The organism is Paraburkholderia sp. BR10954 (genome assembly GCF_040965775.1).
Lineage (GTDB): Bacteria > Pseudomonadota > Gammaproteobacteria > Burkholderiales > Burkholderiaceae > Paraburkholderia > Paraburkholderia youngii.
The window spans coordinates 14,314-33,134 of sequence record NZ_JBFRCK010000038.1 but is presented as its reverse complement, the minus strand read 5'-3'; the positions used below and the strand labels follow the sequence as shown (position 1 = coordinate 33,134).

The following is an 18,821-nucleotide window of genomic DNA, read 5'->3' as shown; positions in this document are numbered from 1 at the left end:
GAAAGCCGAGATTATCCCCAAAACGTCATGTTTGAAGAAACCCGTGCAAATGTTCCGCTCGCCGAACGCCTGCGGCCACGCAATATCGACGAAGTGATCGGCCAGTCCCATCTGCTCGGTCCGAACAAGCCGCTCAGGGTCGCGTTCGAATCGGGCGAGGCCCATTCGATGATCCTGTGGGGCCCGCCCGGCGTCGGCAAGACCACGCTCGCGCGGCTGATGGCCGATGCGTTCGACGCGCAGTTCATCGCGTTGTCCGCGGTGCTGTCGGGCGTGAAGGATATCCGCGAGGCGGTCGAGACCGCGCAGATCCATCGCGCGAACGGCCATCAGACGCTGGTGTTCGTCGACGAAGTGCATCGCTTCAACAAGAGCCAGCAAGACGCGTTCTTGCCGCACGTCGAGTCGGGCCTGTTCGTGTTCGTCGGTGCGACGACCGAGAATCCATCGTTCGAGGTCAACAGCGCGCTGCTGTCGCGCGCCGCCGTCTACGTGCTGAAGAGCCTGACAGACGACGAACAGCGCGAGTTGCTCGAGCGCGCGCAAAAAGAACTCGGCGGCCTCGCGTTCACCGACGAAGCGCGCGCCGCGCTGATCGGCTCCGCCGACGGCGACGGCCGCAAGCTGTTGAACAACCTCGAGATCGTCGCGCGCGCGGCCGCCCAGCAGAAGACCACCGAAATCGACGGCGCGTTATTGGGCAGCGCGCTCGCGGAAAATCTGCGCCGCTTCGACAAGGGCGGCGACGCATTCTACGATCAGATCAGCGCGCTGCATAAATCGGTGCGCGGCAGCAACCCGGACGGCGCGCTGTACTGGTTCTGCCGCATGCTCGACGGCGGCGCCGACCCGCGCTATCTGGCGCGTCGCATCGTGCGTATGGCGTGGGAAGACATCGGCCTCGCGGACCCACGCGCCGCGCGCATCACGCTCGACGCCGCCGAAACCTACGAGCGTCTCGGCTCGCCCGAAGGCGAACTCGCGCTCGCGCAGGCGATCATCTATCTGGCGGTCGCGCCGAAATCGAATGCCGGATACAACGCGTACAACGAGGCGCGGCGTTTCGTCGGCAAGGACCAGTCGCGCGCGGTACCGGTGCATCTGCGCAACGCGCCGACGAAGCTGATGAAGGAACTCGGCTACGGCCACGACTATCGCTATGCGCACGACGAACCCGATGCGTACGCGGCCGGCGAGACCTATCTTCCGGACGGCATGCGCGAGCCGCATTGGTACGAGCCGACGCCGCGTGGCCTCGAAGGCAAGATCGGCGAAAAGCTCGCGCGGCTTGGCGAGCTCGATGCGCGGTGGCGCGCCGAGAACAAGCCGAAGAAGGCTTGAGGCGTTTCGCCTTGGCCGGTGCGTTAAAATCGCGGTTTCATACAACGAACATCCGTCCCATCTCATGCTCGACATCCAGTTGCTGCGCAAAGACCTCGACGGCGTCGCCAAACGCCTCGCCGACCGCGGCTATACCCTCGACGTCGCGGCCTTCACCGCGCTCGAAGCGGAACGCCGCGATACCCAGGCCCGTACCGAAGAACTGCAGGCGCGCCGCAACAGCCTGTCGAAGCAGATCGGCGCGATGAAAGGGCGTGGCGAAGATACGTCGGCGGTAATGGCCGAAGTGAGCGGCATCGGCGACGAGATGAAGGCGTCGGCGGTCAAGCTCGAAGACATCCAGAAGCGTCTGTCCGATCTGCTGCTCGGCGTGCCGAATCTCGCGCACGAAAGCGTGCCGGTCGGCAACGACGAAGCCCATAACGTCGAAGTGCGCCGCTGGGGCACGCCGCGACAGTTCGACTTCGAAGTCAAGGATCACGTGGACGTCGGCACGCCGCTTGGCCTCGACTTCGAGACAGGCGCGAAGCTGTCGGGCGCGCGCTTCACGATGCTGCGCGGCCAGATTGCGCGGCTGCATCGCGCGCTCGCACAGTTCATGATCGACACGCACACGCAGCAACACGGCTATACCGAGATATACACGCCGTACATCGTGAATCCGGACATCCTGTACGGCACCGGCCAGCTGCCGAAGTTCGCGGACGATATGTTCCGCGTCGAGAAGGGCGGCGGTGAAAGCACGGTCACCCAGTATCTGATCTCGACCTCGGAAATTTCGCTGACCAACACGGTGCGTGAGAGCATCGTCGAAGCGGACGCACTGCCGATCAAGTTGACTGCGCACTCGCCGTGCTTCCGCTCGGAGGCGGGCTCGTACGGCCGCGACACGCGCGGCATGATCCGCCAGCATCAGTTCGACAAGGTCGAGATGGTGCAGGTCGTCGCTCCTGACGCATCGTACGACGCGCTCGAGCAGATGGTCGGCCATGCCGAGGCGATTCTGCAGAAGCTCGAACTGCCGTATCGCGTGATCACGCTGTGCACCGGCGACATGGGTTTCTCCGCAGCGAAAACCTATGACCTCGAAGTATGGCTGCCCGCGCAGAACACCTATCGTGAGATTTCGAGCTGCTCGAATACCGAGTCGTTCCAGGCGCGACGCATGCAGGCGCGTTTCCGAAACGCGCAGGGCAAGCCGGAGCTGGTGCATACGCTGAACGGCTCGGGTCTCGCGGTTGGCCGCACGCTCGTCGCGGTGCTAGAGAACTTCCAGAACGCCGATGGCTCGGTGACGGTGCCGGCGACACTGCGGCCTTACCTCGGCGGCGTGGAGCGGCTGGACGTGCCGGCGGCCTGAGCGTCACCGGCATGTGCGCAGGCGCGGTATCGTCGCGTGTCTGACGGTGCCGCTGCCGGCACCCAGGCCTCTCGAAAAAATTTGGAAGTTTTTTCGTCGAGGGGCTTGGAAAACTGATTCAAGCTGTTTTATAATCTTTTTCTCCCAAGCAACGGCCCGCTTGGATCCGACGAAGCAGCAGCGAGTTGGAATACCCGGAAAGGTGGCAGAGTGGTCGAATGTACCTGACTCGAAATCAGGCGTACGGTTTCCCCGTACCGTGGGTTCGAATCCCACCCTTTCCGCCAAATTCTGAAACCCCTTGATTTCACCGAGATCAAGGGGTTTTTTGTTTTGGCTTTTCGAATTGTGTTGCCAAGGCAATCCGATGTTGTTCAAGCATCATTTCTATTGGCGAAATCCATTGTTTCAATTTTTTGTACATGAGCTATTCGTTGCTCGTGGGTCTTTTTCATTCGATTTCCATACAAATACCTTAAGCGATACCTGCTGCGCTGTCTTCTCATTCATTTGCGGGGACATATTCGGGATATGGCCGTCGCGCGCTATAAGGGGTCGAAGTAAGAAAATTTGCGGGCGACCCGCCCCCCGATCGACTTCTTAAAGTGCGAATCTTCGCGGACCCAACACATCTCCGCAAGATCTGCCTTTTTTTACAAATAAATACGATTTTTGGCTGGGCTCGGTCATTCGTTCAGGGTACGATTTACGCCGTCAGCAGCTTTTACGGGAAGAATTTTCCTACAAGTCAAGAGTTGCGGCAGCAATCGGTAAAAGGTTCGCAAGGCAAACGTTTGCGGACTGACGCGCACCAGCTTTGTCAATCTGGACCACCGCGAGGAGCCTCTTCGCGAGCATCGGTTCAATCGGACATCACAGACGTGCGTTCCACGGCACCTCAGGACAAATGTTTTTAAGGAATGCAAATTCATTTGCATCGAATCCTTATGCATTGTCCGTCCGAATCACAGCGAATTCACCTTTGGTCTTTTTATCGGGAATTTTCCCGACATTTGGAATTACTCTGCGATGATAAAACGACGTCAATTCATTGGGGGTCTCACGGCCCTGAGCGCAAGTTATCTTTTGGCCGCATGTGGTGGCGGCGGATCCGGCACCGCGGACGACAAGACTGCTGCTGCTGCCGCCGCAACCGGCGCTTCCGGTACCGCGGCTTCCAAAACGGCCGTCGCAAAGACGAGCGATCCGAACAGTGTCTCGATTCCGCCCGCCTCGTCCATCACGGACAACTCCGGCAACGTCTGGACGCTGTCCGGAGGTGTCGGTGGCTCGGTCTACTGCAACGGTTCGCCGGCAAGCAACACCTACAACGTGCAGATGGTCCTGTTTTACGCCGGCGTGATCTATCACGAGGGCACGGGTGGTCAGTTCTACCAATGGACGGGCTCGGGCTGGAAAGGTTGCATCGACCCGCGCCTCGGTGGCACCTCGGCTGATGGCACCACGATCCCCGGTTCGTCGTACATCATCGACAAATCCAACAACATCTGGACGGTGAACAACGGTGTCATTCTCTGCAATGGGGCGCCCGTAGGCAACACGTACAACGTCTCGCTGCTATTGTGGTACGGCGGCAAGATCTGGCATTGCGGCACGGGTGGCCAGTTCTACGTGAACAACGAGACCGCCGGTCATTGGCTGCCATGTAGCGATCCGCGCACCGCGATCGCACCGGCCGCGGGCATGTTCTACGGCATGAACGGCCACTTCGACTACACCTACACGCCTCAACAGGTCGTGTCGATCCTGAAGGGCATGGGCTGCACCAGCTATCGCGTGGGCTGCACCAACACTTCGAACCAGCTGAACGCACTGATCGGGCTTGCGCAGGCTTTCCAGTCGGCGGGCATGACGTTGATCGTGCTGATCAATCAGGGCGTCTACGACTCCAATGGCAACGTGTTCGCCAACGAGAGTGCCGCTTACAACCAGGGTTACTCGGTCGCCCAAGGCATCGCGAACGCACTGAAGCCGTATGGCGTGACCATATACGAATGCGGCAACGAGTTGACGCGCACGAACGCCACCGTATTGGACTTCACCAGTGCGGGCACGAAGGCGTCGGACTTCAACAACGCGAACTGGCCGGCGATGCGCGGCGTGATGCGCGGCATGATCGACGGCGTGAAGTCGGTTCAGTCCAACGCGAAATGCGGCATCAACTTCTGCGTGAACGATGTCGGCGCAGCGGACGCGCTGTGGGAAGGTATGCAGCCCGATGGTAGCGGCGGCCACCCGACCGTGCGCTGGGATATCACCACGTGGCACAACTACGAGGTGTATGGCGACGTGTTCTCCCTCGGTGCGGACGGCGCTCAACCTGGCTTCGATCTGCCGACCTATTGCAAGGCCCGTTACGGCGTGCCGTTCCTCATCACCGAGTGGAACACCGGACCGGAACGAGACGAGACCTATCGCGGGAACTACATCACGACCAAGCTCGGCGAGTTCTATCAGAATCGCAAGACGCACAATATCCAGGGCGTCATGTATTACGTGCTCGATAGCGGCGACGAGACGTTCGGCATCATGAAAAACGGCACACCGTTGAATCCGGCGTACAGTGCGTTCCAAAGCTTCACGGCGGCGAATCCCGACAACTAAGCCGCAGATATCGACGCAAGCCAGCCTGAGCGTCGGTAAGAATCGCGCCCGACCCCTTGCCTCAGCGTATCGAGGCGAAGGGGTGGGCGCCTCATCCGACTCGAAACCCTCCATCACCTTCCTCAACGCGCCCGGCGACGACCGCGAAGCCGAGCGGACCCACCATTTAGTTCGGGAAACCGAACGATGGGCGTTGCATGGCTCGACAAAGATTCGAGCCTTTTCGCCGCAAGTCCATGTGAACCCGCAGGCCGGGCAAGCCCCACCACCCACGAACGGAGTCACTCTGATTCGGGCGCGAGCCCGAAATCGCCCCGCTAGCGCCGCCGCCTTCCGAGCATCTTTTCAGCCGGTTTGCTCGGGGTCCCTCCGCGATCCTCTGTACAATTGCCCGAAATCGCCCATCGAGCGGCGGTTGCGGGCCGCCGGGCTTTCGGGCGCGGCGGGTCATCTCGCGTTTGACCCGCGACTCACATCGACTGAATTCATGGCCATTACCTACAAGACTCCCGACGATATCGCGAAGCTGCGCATTGCAGGCCGCCTCGCGGCCGATGTGCTGGCAATGATCGGCGAGCACGTCAAGGCAGGCGTCTCGACCGACGACCTCGACGCGCTGTGCAACGACTACATCGTCCATACGCAGAAGGCGATTCCGGCCAACGTCGGCTATCTGGGCTTTCCGAAGACCGTCTGCACGTCGGTGAACCATGTCGTGTGCCACGGCATTCCGAATCGCGGCGAGATCCTGAAGGACGGCGACATCATCAACATCGATGTCGCGATCATCAAGGACGGTTATTTCGGCGACACCAGCCGCATGTACTGCGTCGGCCAGCCGAGCACGGTCGCGCGTGCGCTGATCGACACGACCTACGAGGCGATGGTGGCCGGCATCCGCGAGGTGAAACCGGGCGCGACGCTCGGCGACGTCGGCCACGCGATCCAGAAGGTTGCGCAGCGCGAGGGCTTCTCGATCGTGCGCGACTACTGCGGGCACGGCATCGGCAAGATCTATCACGAGGACCCGCAGGTGCTGCACTACGGCCAGCCGGGGCAGGGCGTTCGCCTGAAGCCGGGCATGGTCTTCACGATCGAGCCGATGATCAACGCGGGCCGCGCCGGCACATCGGTGCAGCGCGACGGCTGGACCGTGATCACGAAGGACCGCTCGCTGTCGGCGCAATGGGAACACATGGTCGCCGTGACCGACGACGGCTATGAACTGTTGACGCCGTGGCCGGACGGCACCGGCGACTACGACGCACCGTGAGCGGGATCGCATATTCTGGTCAATAATAAATTTGACTCGCCGGCCGGTTCGGTTAAAGCTACGCGTTAGGGTTTCCAGGGGTTTTCGTCTGCATGAGTCCGTCATTGACCGTTCGCCGCATCACTGCTGATCAGGGCGCCGTTTTTCGCGAACTCCGCACCGCCTCGCTGCGGGAGGCGCCATATGCGTTCGGCGCGACGCTCGAGGATGCGTTGTCGGCCGATGCCGCCAGTTTCGACGCGACCGCGGCGAATCACGCGGTTTCGCAGTCCGTCGGCACCTTCCTGCTCTACACCGAGGGCCATCCGGCCGGCCTCGTCGAGGCGCATTTCGACGACACCGCGGCGCGCCGCGCGTTCGTCTGCGAATTATGGGTGGCGCCGGCCGTGCGTCATCTGCGCGGCGGCGAACTGCTGGTCGACACCGCGAGCAGCTGGCTCGCGAATGCGGGCGCCACGGAAATCTACGCGTGGGTCGCCGACACTAACCGCAACGCGATGCGCTTCTACGAGGCGCTCGGCTTTGGCCCGACCGGCGAGCACCGGCGCGTCGAGCGCGCGCCCGAGCAGGTCGAAAGTCTGCTGGTGCGTCACGTGCCGACTACCTCGCAGGTGCTTCAACAGTGATCACCCGAGCGGCGCGTTGCGCGTGCCGCTCGTCTTCGCCGTCCGTTCATCACGGTCTTTTTCCGGCCAGCATTTTTCTTGCGCACCGTCGCGCGTCGATAGCATCGACGACACGCGTCGCGCCCACGCGCGCGAGCACCGATTCTCCCGGGAAAAATAGTGGCCGCGCGCACGTACGCCTGTAAAATACGCAAAATTTTTTGCCGAACGCTATGTCGCCCAAGAAATCGCCCTTTTTCGAACTGCGCAGCGGCTCTGTCGACACGCTGATGTTCGTGGTCAAAACGACCGACCTCGATGCGATGCGTGCCGAGCTGACGCGACGCTTCGAGGCGACCCCCGAATTCTTCGCTAACGATGTCGTCGCGATCGACGTACGGCGTCTCGCCGACAGCGAACGCGTGCCGCTCGCCGATATCGCGCAACTGCTCGACAGCGTGCGCATGCGTCCGGTCGGTGTGGTCGCGAATGCGGAGCAACAGTGGGCGACGGAGTCGGGATTGCCGCTGCTCGAAGCGCGCGACCGACGCGGCGCGCCGGCCAGACAGGCCGATGAGGACAGCACGGCGAGCGCGGCAAGCGCGGCGGCAAGCGCCGGCACGAGCGCGGCCACCAGCACCGCATCCGCAACCGCCAGCACGGCTTCCGCCGCCGTCGAACTCACCTCCGCCGCCGAGCCGGTGCGCCTCGCCACGTCGCCGCAAACGATGGTGGTCGACAAGCCGCTGCGCTCCGGCCAGCGCATCTACGCGAAAGGCGATCTGGTGGTGCTCGGTCTCGTCAGTTATGGCGCCGAGGTGATCGCGGAAGGCAACATCCATATTTACGCGCCGCTGCGCGGCCGGGCATTGGCCGGCGTGCAGGGCAATCACGACGCGCGCATCTTCTGTACGTGTCTCGAACCGGAACTGATCTCGATCGCGGGCATCTATCGAACGACCGAGAACCCGCTGCCGGCCGACGTGCTCGGCAAGCCGGTGCAGATCTGGCTCGAAGACGAAAAACTGATGATCGAACCGCTGCGGCTCACGTAAAGCGCCGAGAAACGCGCGCTGCCCGAGCGATTTCGGCATGCGGCGTTTCAGGGCGACGCGCGCCGCGCATCAATTGACGCATTTGACGAACACAAGGTAAGGGTAATGGCAAAAATCATTGTGGTGACTTCGGGCAAGGGTGGCGTGGGCAAGACGACCACGAGCGCGAGCTTTGCGTCGGCCCTCGCGTTGCGCGGCAGCAAGACCGCCGTGATCGACTTCGACGTCGGCCTGCGCAACCTCGACCTCATCATGGGCTGCGAGCGCCGCGTCGTGTACGACCTGATCAACGTGATCCAGGGCGAAGCGAATCTGAACCAGGCGCTGATCAAAGACAAGAAGTGCGAGAACCTGTTCATCCTGCCGGCCTCGCAGACGCGCGATAAGGACGCGCTGACGATGGAAGGCGTCGAGAAGGTCATCAACGATCTGATCACGATGGACTTCGAATACATCGTCTGCGATTCGCCGGCCGGTATCGAGTCGGGCGCGCTGCTTGCGATGCACTTCGCCGATGAAGCGCTGATCGTGACGAACCCGGAAGTGTCGTCGGTGCGCGACTCCGATCGCATTCTCGGCATCCTGTCGTCGAAGACCAAGCGTGCGATCGAAGGCAAGGAGCCGATCAAGGAGCATCTGCTGATCACCCGCTACAACCCGAAGCGCGTCAGCGAAGGCGAAATGCTGTCGCTCACCGACATCCAGGAAATTCTGCGCATCGATCTGATCGGCGTGATTCCGGAGTCGGAAGCGGTGCTGCACGCGTCGAACCAGGGTCTGCCGGCCGTGCATCTGGACGGCACCGATGTGGCCGAAGCCTATAAAGACGTGGTGTCGCGTTTCCTCGGCGAGCAGAAATCGCTTCGCTTTGTCGATTACCAGAAGCCCGGGCTGCTGCAGCGCCTCTTCGGCACCAAGTAAGGGGAGCGCACGTAATGTCGATTCTTTCGTTTTTGCTGGGCGAGAAAAAGAAGTCCGCGTCGGTAGCGAAGGAACGCCTGCAGTTGATCATCGCGCACGAGCGCGCCGGCGGCCATGCGCCCGCCGATTATCTGCCTGCGTTGCAACGCGAACTGGTGGCCGTGATCTCGAAGTACGTGAAGATTTCCGATGACGACATACGCGTGAGTCTCGAGCGTCAGGACGATCTCGAAGTGCTCGAAGTCAAGATCGAAATACCGCAGGCCTGAGCTTCCGATGGACCGCGGTCCATCTCGCATCATGTGCAGGACGTCGCATTGCATCGTGTTGGATCGACGCGATGGCGTGCGGCGTTCGGCTGTTCCTCTGGCTTCTGTCTGAAGCCGTCTCTTCGCGCCTGCACGGCGCTCGTCATTTCCCGGTCGAAATAAACCGTTGCACTTCAGCGGGTGCCGTTACACGCGCATCGTCAGCCTCGTGTCGCCCTCGCGCATTAAACCGGTAACGCCGCATCCGGTGTTCAACCTAAGAGGGAAATCATGAACCGAATCTTTCGCCTGCTGCTTGCCAACATCGTTCTGATTGCCGCGGGTGCCGCCGCGATGGCCTCGGCTTCGGCTGCGGAAGTCATCCTCGTCGCGCCGTCCGCGCCGCCCGTCGAACGCTTCGAAGCGGTGCCCGCGGCGCGCGCCGGCTATGTGTGGGATCACGGTCACTGGCGCTGGGATCACGGCCGCTACGTGTGGGTCGCCGGGCACTGGCAGGCCGAGCGCGTCGGCTATCACTGGATGCCCGGCCACTGGATCGAGCATGGTCCGAACTATCGCTGGGTACCGGGACACTGGGCTTGATGCGGCCGTCGATCGCGCTTGCGACGCGCCGCGCGTGGTCGTCTACTGACGCGGCGAGCCGGAAGCATCCGTCGTGATGTCGTCTGCGGCATCACCGGCGGGCGGCTCGCCGTCGACGCTTCCCGCTTCCGGCACCTCGACCTCGGGCACTTCCGGCACCGGCGCGGGCGTCGGTTGCGGCAGCGGCGCCATGTAGCGCTCGGCGAGCGACTCATAAAGCGGCGGTGCGAACAGGCGCGACACGCGGCTCGCGATCAGCGCGGTGGCCATCAGCGAAATCACGAGCGCGTGACCGTCGATCATCTCCATCACGATCACGAACGACGTGATCGGCGACTGCGTGACCGCGGCCAGATAGCCGACCATCGCGAGCGCGATCAGCATCGGCAACTGCATCGAATCGAACACCATGTGCAGCAGATTGCCGAAGCCCGCGCCGATCGACAGCGACGGCGCGAAGATGCCACCCGGAATGCCGGGCAGGTACGAGCCGACCATCGCGATCATCTTCAGGAACGGATAGAACACCGACAACTGCCCGTGTCCCTCCAGCAGGCCACGCGCTTCGGTATAGCCGCTGCCGAACGTCGTGCCGCCCGCGATCACGCCGACCACGGCGATTGCGAAGCCGCACAGCGCGGCGAACACGACCGGCCGCTCGCCGTGCAACTGACGCAGCGGCGCCGGAATCCAGCGCGCGGTGTTGAGCAGCAGCCAGCCGAAAATGCCGCCCGCGATGCCCGTGACGATTGCGGTGAGCACTACCGCGACGGCGAGCAGATCGGGGAAATGCGCGCCGATTCTGATCGTGCCGAAATACGTGTAGTTGCCGTTCAGGCCCAGCGCGACTACACCCGCAACGACGATCGCGGTGATCAGCACACCGCTCGTGCGGGCCTCGAAGCTGCGCGTCAATTCCTCGATTGCGAACACGACGCCCGCGAGCGGCGTATTGAACGCCGCCGATAAACCCGCTGCCGCGCCCGCAAGCGCGAGCTGCCGTTCGATTTGCGCATTCGAGCGCGGGTAGAAGCGGCGCAGATTGAACATCAGCGCGGCGCCGACCTGCACGGTCGGTCCTTCACGGCCGATCGTCAGGCCGCCGAGAATCGCGATAAACGATACTCCGATCTTGCCGAGCAGAATCCGCAGCGAGAGCAGCCTCGCGCCGTACCCGCGCTGCTTCGTGTGCAGCGTCGCGATGACCTGCGGGATGCCGCTGCCCTCGGAGCCGCGAAAGAACTTGCGCGTGAGCCAGACCGCGAGCGCCGCGACCAGGGGTGTGATCACGAGCGGTGCCCACGGATATCGCTGCCGGACATCGAGAAACGCGTCATAACCCCAGTCGATCAGACGCGCATAGAGCACCGCGACCAGACCGACGGCGATGGCACCGAGCCAGAAGATGCCGTATTGCCGCCACAGGCGTTTCGTGCGACGCATGACAGCGTGCGAACGGGAAGGGAAGGGCCGGGACATGAATTGGATTCGTGCAAAGGGCCCAGTATAAAACGTGCGGGACAGGCCAGAATGCGTGAAAGACTTTTGAAAAAATGAACTACGATGGATTGTCAGGCGTATATCTTTTGTTGCGTATATCTTTTGTTGTAATTCGCCGTATTGAAAACCGGACCGGGCACAATGCCCATTTGGCAGGGGGCGGTAATAACGTCGGCTAGAATAGTTTCCACTTCGGAAAACGAAGAGACCCTCAATGAAGCGAATCCTAATCGTCAAGGTCACTTCACTAGGCGATATCGTGCAGGCGCTGCCAGTCGTCGCCGATATCAAACGCGCATTTCCTGGTGTTCAGGTGGATTGGGCGGCGGACGAAGCATTTGCACCAGTCGTGCAGTGGAGCCAGGGCGTCGATCGCGTGCTATGCGCGCCGCTGCGCCGCTTCAAGAAGTCGCGTCGCTGGAGCGATCTGAAGGCGATCTGGGCATCGATCGGCGAGCTGCGCGCGTATCACTACGACTACATCATCGATATCCACGGCGTCTACAAGAGCGCGATCATCGCCTTCCTCGCGCGCTCGTCGCGGCGCTTCGGCTATCAGTCTCAGGATCTGGGCGAGCGGGGCGCCTCGTTCGCCTATACCGGGCGTTTCGGTCCACGCCCGCAAGGCAGCGCGTGGCACGGCATGCGCATCAGCGCTAGCGAGGCGCTCGGCTACGAAGTGGAAGGCCCGCCCATCTACGACCTGCGGCTTCCTGCAGTCGTGCCGCAGCCGTTCGCGACGCAGGACGCGCCTGTCGCGGCGCTCTTTCATGCCACCTCGAAAGCCGAGAAGAAATGGCCGCTCACCCATTGGGTGGCTGTCGGGCGCGAGTTGAGCGAGCGCGGGTTTCGTGTGGTTCTGCCGTGGGGTTCGGACGGTGAGCTTGCTGAAGCCTTGCAGATTTCCGCACAGGTGCCGGGCGCGACCGTGCTGCCGCAAATGAGCGTGACCGAAGTCGCGCAGATGATCGACGCGTGCGCGCTCGTGGTCGGTACCGATACGGGCTTCGTGCACCTCGCGCATGCGCTGCAGAAGCGCACCGTGATGATCTTCGTCGCGACGTCGCCATCGCATTGCGGCGTCGAGACGCCGTATCGCTCGACCTCGATCGGTGACGGTCGCTCGGTACCGCCCATTAGCGCGGCGCTCGAAGCGATCGACTATGTACACGCGGCGGAGCCAGTCCTCGCTATGCAGCACGGATCGGCCGCCGCCTGAGTTCACGCAATCGTTTGCGCAAAAGAAAAAGAGGCGCGACGCGTAGTCCACCCCTGCGGGCGGGGACTGCATCGTCGCGCCTCGAAGAACGCCCGTGTCGGGGAACAGCGGGCGGAGAGGAATCGATTACACGTCTGTTAAAACTGTCGCTTTTCGTTGGACGCCGCAGCGTCCGATGCGCGCACGACAAGGCGGCCAGCTGGTAGGTCGCGGTGCATCGAGGCTCGCGCGGCGCGCGTTGAACCGCTCGATTGCGGCGACGCTGGCGCGGCCAGCAAGGCTTCTATCGCGACAGTGCGCTCAACGGAGTATAGGCGGTGTTTTTCGCCAGGGCGGCGTGATCAGGTGATAGCGGGGCAGGTCGTTCGAACACGCCGGTCCAACGCGCCGATCCTGTAACAGCCCGGTGATCTTCCCTTACAAATCGCAACGTTCGCCGGGGCGCGCGTCGTGTCCAATCGGGTCATTCGGGGTTTGCGCTCGAATCAATCCGACTCGATGGAGAACAACATGAAACGCTTGATCCTGACTCTCGTGGCCGGCGCACTGCTGGCATCGGCGCTCGGCGGCTGCGTCATTGCGCCGGCGCCGGGCTACTACTACGGCGGCGGTGGCTACTACCATCACGGCTACTACCACTAAGCCGCGCTCGAGCTCCTCGAGCCACTGGTCTCAGGCGACCAGCATTTCGAATGCGACCACCGCGGCAATAGCCGCGGCGTTCGCGGCCAGCGCCTCGACGACGATGGATTTCCATGACGCCGGACGGAAGCGCAGCGCGAGCAGCAGCGAGCCGAGCAAGGCCAGCGCGATGATCATCACGATATCGGCATTGTGAAGATGGACGTTCATGCGAGTCTCCCTGTTTTTTATAGGGTTATGTCAGGGAGTATAGGGAAGTCAAAAAGACGCGCAAGGCGGGGGATTACCCGGGCCGCCGAGCGGAAACGTCGAAGCAATAATGCCCGTTGCATACTGGCGCAGACGCGTAAAAACTGCGCGTGAGCGGCATCGGTCGAACTTCGGCAAACGCGAATCGACGCAAGCGTGGTTGCGTCGATTCGCATTGCATCACTTCATCAGACTCGCGTCACGCGTCTCGCGCATGCAAAGCACGCCGACGAGACTCACGGCCGCCGCGACCGACACGTACGCGCCGACCCATGGCAAGCCGCCATGCGCGGCCAGCACCTGCGCGATATACGGCGCGACCGACGCACCGAGAATCCCGCCGAGGTTGTATGCGACGCCGGCACCCGTGTAGCGCACATTGGTCGGAAATAGCTCTGGCAGCAGCGCGCCCATCGGCGCGAACGTTACGCCCATCAGGAACAGCTGGATTACGAGGAACAGCAGTACCAGCAACGGCTCACCGCTGCCGAGCAGCGGCGCCATCGTGAAGCCCGACAGGATCGCCGCGATGATGCCGACGATCAGCACCGGCTTGCGCCCGAAGCGGTCGCTCGCGCGGGCCGACAGCGGCGTCGCGATCGCCATGAACACGACCGCGATGCACAGCAGGCCGAGGAACGTCTGCCGCGGAATATGCAGCGAGCCGACGCCGTACGACAGCGAGAACGTCGTCGCGTTGTAGAACAGCGTGTAGCAGACCACCATCGCGAGCGCGCCGAGCACGGTCGGCACCCAGTGCTGCGAGAACAGCGTCGCGATCGGCACGCGCACGCGTTCCTTGCGCTCGATCGCTGCCTGGAACGCGGGCGTCTCGGCGATCTTCAGCCGCACGTACAGGCCGAGCGCGACCAGCACCGAGCTGACGAGGAACGGCACGCGCCATCCCCAGCTACGGAACTGCTCGTCGGAGAGCGACATGGCGAGCGCGAAGAACAGGCCGTTGGACGCGAGAAAGCCGATCGACGGTCCAAGCTGCGGAAACATGCCGAACCAGCCGCGTTTGCCGGCCGGCGCGTTTTCGGTGGCGAGCAGCGCGGCGCCGCCCCATTCGCCGCCGAGGCCGATACCCTGGCCGAAACGCAGCACGCACAGCAGGATCGGTGCAAGGCTGCCGATCGCGTCGTAGCCCGGCACGAAGCCGATCAGCGTGGTCGACAGGCCCATCACGAGCAGCGACGCAACCAGAGTCGACTTGCGGCCGATGCGATCGCCGAAGTGGCCGAACAGGAACGAGCCGATCGGTCGCGCGACGAACGCGATGCCGAACGTGACGAACGCGGACAGCGCTTGCGCGGTGGCCGAGCCATGCGGGAAGAACACCGGTCCGATCACGAGCGCCGCGGCGGTCGCGTAGACATAGAAATCGTAGAACTCGATCGCGGTGCCGATGAAGCTCGCGAAGATGATCCGCGCGCTACTATTTTGCCCGCTTGCGGGCTGAGCCGCGGAAATCGGCGAAGTGGACATGCAGGGGTCTCCAATTGTAGTGAGGCCGCGGCGCGCCGAGCCTTGCTTCGCAAGGCGGCGCGCGAGGTCGGCATCCTCGTTGAGGTATAGGTTTGGGCGCCGCACGCGGGTGGCGCCGCGGCACTGCAGTCGGCTCATGCGCCGCGCCGACGGGTGTGCGGGCGGCGTGAGCCATGCCGGAAGGCTCCGGCGCGGGGAATCGGAAAATTATAGCGAGCGCGCTCGTCGCGCAGCAATGGCGGCGTAAGCTTGCGCGGCAACGAGGGGTGCGTTGAGAGCTATGCGCAATGACTCGAGCAGGTCACCTGTGGCCTGCCCGATGCGGTGATGCGCGAGATGGCGCGTGTCAGCGCACCCGCCAGGCACGCTCATTCGTACGTTTCCGCTTGCGGCGAGGCGAGTTCGCGCAACTGGAACTTGCCGTTGTCGTTGAACAGCCAGTCTTCGAACAGCTCGAGCTGGCCGCGGCCGTTCAGCAGCTTGCCAGGCGGTAGCGGCAGCGGCGCGGAGCGGCGCAGCGACGCGAGCGCGGTGCTTTCGGCTTCGTCGTCCCCGTTGGTGCGATACACCGACGACTGGACGATGCGTCCATCACGATCGACCGTGAACGACACCACCACCAGCGAGCGCAGCATCGGCTGAGGCCTGCCCTGGAGCACATACGACGGATTGCGCTCGACGATTCGTCGTGCGACCGCGTCGCGATATTGATCGAGTGTCGCGCTGTTGATCGCGGCGACCGGTGTGCTGACGGTTTCGTGCGGCGCGAGCGGAGTGATCGTGCAACCGGCCACAGCGACGAGACCAAGCGCGGCGAGCAACAGCCGATGCCTGGGTGCTGCGGTGAAGAAGTGGGGGGCCACACGGGGAACAGAACGGGGAGAAGTGCGTGAGAGCATCGTCGACCAACCGCGAGGAGAACCTGATTGAATGGTAGTCAAAAACCGGCGGGATTCAATTGGCGTTCGCCCGCTGAATGTGATTGCGCGTGACGCGATGACGCGCCTTGCTTGCCGATGTAATGGCCGGAAATATGCGCGCGTTGGTCGCCGGGCGGAACCCGCCTACACTCTGGCGGCCTCATGCTGAGGCATCGGTGAAAGCCTTTTTTCAGCCCGCTTCTCGCGGGCTTTCTTTTACCTGCGATTCGCCAATTACACGCGGCAACAAAAAAGGCGAACCCGCCAAACGGGTCCGCCTTTTCGCTCTCGGTTCAACCAGCCACGCCGCAAGCCCAGGCTCACGGCGCTGCCCAATCATCGATTACTTCAACGCCGCACGCGCTGCCTTCACCGCGGCCCGCACCTGCTCAGGCGCGGTGCCGCCCGGATGATTGCGGCTCGCCACCGAGCCCTCGAGCGTCAGATACGAGAACACGTCGTCGCCGATCAGATGCGCGACGTTCGGCAGTTCGCTGCGCATTTCGTCGAGCGTCAGGTCCGCGAGGTCGCAGCCGCGGTCGGCGCATACGCGCACCGCGAGCGCGACGGCTTCGTGCGCGTCGCGGAACGGCAGGCCGCGCTTGACCAGATAGTCGGCGAGGTCCGTCGCGGTCGAGAAGCCTTGCAGCGCGGCGTCGCGCATCGCCTGCGGCTTGACCGTGATGCCGGCGACCATTTCAGCGAAGATGCGCAGCGTGTCTGCGACCGTATCGACGGTGTCGAACAGCGGCTCCTTGTCTTCCTGGTTGTCCTTGTTGTACGCGAGCGGCTGGCCCTTCATCAGCGTGAGCAGCGCCATCAGATGACCGTTCACGCGGCCGGTCTTGCCGCGCGCGAGCTCGGGCACGTCCGGGTTCTTCTTCTGCGGCATGATCGACGAGCCGGTGCAGAAACGGTCGGCCAGATCGATGAAGCCGACGCGCGGGCTCATCCACAGCACCAGCTCTTCGGAGAAGCGCGACACGTGTGTCATCACGAGCGCGGATGCGGCTGTGAATTCGATCGCGAAGTCGCGGTCGGAAACCGCATCCAGCGAATTCGCGCAGATGCCGTCGAAGCCGAGCGTCTTCGCCACGGCGTGACGATCGATCGGATAGCTGGTGCCGGCGAGCGCAGCCGCGCCGAGCGGCAGACGGTTCACGCGCTTGCGGCAGTCGACCATGCGCTCGGCATCGCGCGAGAACATCTCGACGTAGGCGAGCAGGTGATGGCCGAACGTGACCGGCTGCGCGACCTGCAGGTGCGTGAAGCCCGGCATGATGGTCGCGGCGTTCTGCTCAGCGATGTCGAGCAGCGCTATGCGAAGTTCGGTGAGCAGCCCGCCGATGCGGTCGATCTCGCCGCGCAGCCACAGGCGGATGTCGGTCGCGACCTGGTCGTTGCGCGAGCGGCCGGTATGCAGGCGCTTGCCGGCGTCGCCGATCAGCGCAGTCAGGCGCGCTTCGATGTTCAGGTGCACGTCTTCGAGATCGAGCTGCCATTCGAACTCGCCGCGCTCGATTTCACCCTTGATCTGCGCCATGCCGCGCTCGATCGCGGCGAGGTCGTCGGCGGAAATGATCTTCTGCGCGGCGAGCATCGACGCGTGCGCGAGCGACCCTTCGATGTCGACGAACGCCAGACGCTTGTCGAAGAAGACCGACGACGTATAGCGTTTGACGAGCTCCGACATCGGCTCCGAGAAGCGTGCCGACCAGGCTTCGCCTTTTTTGTGCAGTTGGGACGTCATGGTGTTGAGCGGTAAAAACGAGCGGTGAAGAGGCTGGCGACGCGAGTGCGCGAGTCGTGCAGAAGCGCCGCCGCAGCGAAGAAAGACGGAGATTTTAACACCGGGCGAGGGCGGCCAAGGCGCTGCCGCCCATCGCGGACCCATTCGCGTGCCTATTCGCGCACCAGCACCACCAGCTTCAGATCTTCGCGATGCGCGGGCTTGAACGTGATCTGGTCATAAACGATGCGCCCGTCGCGCGGATGGTTGAACTCGCGCCTGCCGCCCTCGCGCCCGCCGACGTCCTGCGAGGCCCAGTAGCGCGCGAACTCGTCGCTCGCGGCTGAAAGCGAATCGATCAGCCCACGCGTGGGCGCATCGTTCAGATGGCGGATCGAGTCGGCGCGGAACTCGGCGGCGAGCCGTCGCGCGCGCGTTTCCCAATCGACGATCAACGCGCGCGCGGCCGGCTCGGTGAACGTGTAGCGCAGCAGGTTGCGGTCGTGCGCGCCGTCGAGCCAGCCGACGAACAGATCGGCCGCGCGCTCGTTCCACCCGAGCGCATTCCATTGCCGGTCGAGCACGTAGGCCGGCGTGTCGATGAGCTGCACGGTTTGCAGCAGCGTGGCGGGTGCATCGGCGGCGGCCGGATCGGGCTCGGCCGGATCGCGCTGCGCGGCCAGCTCGAACAGATACGCGCGCTCGGCGCGCGACAGCTGCAACGCGACCGCGATGCGCGCGAGCGCATCGGCGGAAGCGGACACCGGCCGGCCCTGCTCGATCCACGTGTACCAGGTCGGGCTCACGCCGCATAACTGCGCGACTTCCTCGCGCCGCAGACCGGGCGTGCGGCGGCGCGGCCCTGGCGGCAGACCGACCGCCTGCGGCGACAGCCGCTCGCGATGGGCGCGGATGAAGTCGCCGAGTGCGCGGGCCGGCGTGGCGTCGAGCGGCGGCGGGTGGTCGGCGGAGGACGGCGTCGTCATGCTATCGGCTGAGCGTGGAGGGGAGTAATAGAGATACCAGAATAATTGCCGGACTTG

The 18,821-nt window shown here is 63.4% G+C and carries 17 protein-coding genes and 1 tRNA gene; 12 read left to right on the top strand and 6 right to left on the bottom strand.

Annotation, left to right across the window (positions count from 1 at the left end):
* The first annotated feature begins 27 nt into the window (after nucleotides 1-27).
* The 10 genes from AB4Y34_RS34535 (at nucleotide 28) to AB4Y34_RS34490 (ending at nucleotide 10,031) form a co-directional block, all read left to right on the top strand.
* Complete coding sequence (locus tag AB4Y34_RS34535) at nucleotides 28-1,341, top strand: replication-associated recombination protein A (protein WP_176121176.1); 1,314 nt, start codon at nucleotides 28-30, stop codon at nucleotides 1,339-1,341.
* 64 nt (nucleotides 1,342-1,405) lie between these two features.
* Complete coding sequence (serS, locus tag AB4Y34_RS34530; RefSeq protein WP_368718584.1) at nucleotides 1,406-2,701, top strand: serine--tRNA ligase; 1,296 nt, start codon at nucleotides 1,406-1,408, stop codon at nucleotides 2,699-2,701.
* Nucleotides 2,702-2,897: 196 nt separating this feature from the next.
* A tRNA-Ser gene (locus AB4Y34_RS34525) sits at nucleotides 2,898-2,988 on the top strand.
* A gap of 742 nt (nucleotides 2,989-3,730) precedes the next feature.
* Nucleotides 3,731-5,326, top strand: coding sequence for a hypothetical protein (locus AB4Y34_RS34520; protein ID WP_176379853.1), 1,596 nt, complete (start codon nucleotides 3,731-3,733; stop codon nucleotides 5,324-5,326).
* 487 nt (nucleotides 5,327-5,813) lie between these two features.
* Nucleotides 5,814-6,599: a type I methionyl aminopeptidase gene (map, locus tag AB4Y34_RS34515; protein ID WP_176109278.1), complete on the top strand. Its 786-nt coding sequence runs from the start codon at nucleotides 5,814-5,816 to the stop codon at nucleotides 6,597-6,599.
* Between the two features lie 92 nt (nucleotides 6,600-6,691).
* On the top strand, nucleotides 6,692-7,225 hold the full coding sequence (locus AB4Y34_RS34510; protein WP_026227959.1) for a GNAT family N-acetyltransferase: 534 nt from the start codon (nucleotides 6,692-6,694) through the stop codon (nucleotides 7,223-7,225).
* 212 nt (nucleotides 7,226-7,437) lie between these two features.
* Nucleotides 7,438-8,259, top strand: coding sequence for a septum site-determining protein MinC (minC, locus tag AB4Y34_RS34505; protein WP_368718583.1), 822 nt, complete (start codon nucleotides 7,438-7,440; stop codon nucleotides 8,257-8,259).
* Between the two features lie 105 nt (nucleotides 8,260-8,364).
* The gene (gene minD, locus AB4Y34_RS34500; protein WP_176379851.1) at nucleotides 8,365-9,180 is read left to right on the top strand and encodes a septum site-determining protein MinD; all 816 of its coding nucleotides are present in this window, start codon (nucleotides 8,365-8,367) and stop codon (nucleotides 9,178-9,180) included.
* 14 nt (nucleotides 9,181-9,194) lie between these two features.
* Nucleotides 9,195-9,449 carry a cell division topological specificity factor MinE gene (minE, locus tag AB4Y34_RS34495; RefSeq protein WP_008922443.1) on the top strand — a complete coding sequence of 85 codons (255 nt, stop codon included), beginning with the start codon at nucleotides 9,195-9,197 and terminating at the stop codon, nucleotides 9,447-9,449.
* Nucleotides 9,450-9,719: 270 nt separating this feature from the next.
* Nucleotides 9,720-10,031 (top strand): YXWGXW repeat-containing protein, encoded by a 312-nt coding sequence (locus tag AB4Y34_RS34490; RefSeq protein WP_368718582.1) that lies wholly within the window; start codon nucleotides 9,720-9,722, stop codon nucleotides 10,029-10,031.
* A 42-nt stretch (nucleotides 10,032-10,073) separates the two neighbouring features.
* On the opposite strand, the gene AB4Y34_RS34485 is transcribed toward AB4Y34_RS34490, so the two are convergent.
* Nucleotides 10,074-11,510 (bottom strand): chloride channel protein, encoded by a 1,437-nt coding sequence (locus AB4Y34_RS34485; RefSeq protein WP_368718581.1) that lies wholly within the window; start codon nucleotides 11,508-11,510, stop codon nucleotides 10,074-10,076.
* Nucleotides 11,511-11,745: 235 nt separating this feature from the next.
* On the opposite strand from AB4Y34_RS34485, the gene waaC reads away from it, so the two are divergent.
* Complete coding sequence (gene waaC, locus AB4Y34_RS34480; protein ID WP_368718580.1) at nucleotides 11,746-12,750, top strand: lipopolysaccharide heptosyltransferase I; 1,005 nt, start codon at nucleotides 11,746-11,748, stop codon at nucleotides 12,748-12,750.
* Between the two features lie 510 nt (nucleotides 12,751-13,260).
* On the top strand, nucleotides 13,261-13,392 hold the full coding sequence (locus tag AB4Y34_RS34475) for a hypothetical protein (RefSeq protein WP_255208797.1): 132 nt from the start codon (nucleotides 13,261-13,263) through the stop codon (nucleotides 13,390-13,392).
* Between the two features lie 30 nt (nucleotides 13,393-13,422).
* On the opposite strand, the gene AB4Y34_RS34470 is transcribed toward AB4Y34_RS34475, so the two are convergent.
* From AB4Y34_RS34470 to AB4Y34_RS34450, 5 genes are all read right to left on the bottom strand, one after another.
* Nucleotides 13,423-13,602, bottom strand: a complete 180-nt coding sequence (locus AB4Y34_RS34470) for a hypothetical protein (RefSeq protein ID WP_013088754.1) — start codon at nucleotides 13,600-13,602, stop codon at nucleotides 13,423-13,425.
* A 219-nt stretch (nucleotides 13,603-13,821) separates the two neighbouring features.
* The gene (locus AB4Y34_RS34465) at nucleotides 13,822-15,129 is read right to left on the bottom strand and encodes an MFS transporter (RefSeq protein ID WP_176379847.1); all 1,308 of its coding nucleotides are present in this window, start codon (nucleotides 15,127-15,129) and stop codon (nucleotides 13,822-13,824) included.
* 368 nt (nucleotides 15,130-15,497) lie between these two features.
* Nucleotides 15,498-16,028: an energy transducer TonB gene (locus AB4Y34_RS34460; protein WP_176379846.1), complete on the bottom strand. Its 531-nt coding sequence runs from the start codon at nucleotides 16,026-16,028 to the stop codon at nucleotides 15,498-15,500.
* Nucleotides 16,029-16,392: 364 nt separating this feature from the next.
* Nucleotides 16,393-17,799 (bottom strand): argininosuccinate lyase, encoded by a 1,407-nt coding sequence (gene argH / locus AB4Y34_RS34455; protein WP_368718579.1) that lies wholly within the window; start codon nucleotides 17,797-17,799, stop codon nucleotides 16,393-16,395.
* A 152-nt stretch (nucleotides 17,800-17,951) separates the two neighbouring features.
* Nucleotides 17,952-18,764 (bottom strand): helix-turn-helix transcriptional regulator, encoded by an 813-nt coding sequence (locus AB4Y34_RS34450; RefSeq protein ID WP_368590271.1) that lies wholly within the window; start codon nucleotides 18,762-18,764, stop codon nucleotides 17,952-17,954.
* Nucleotides 18,765-18,821 lie beyond the last annotated feature (57 nt).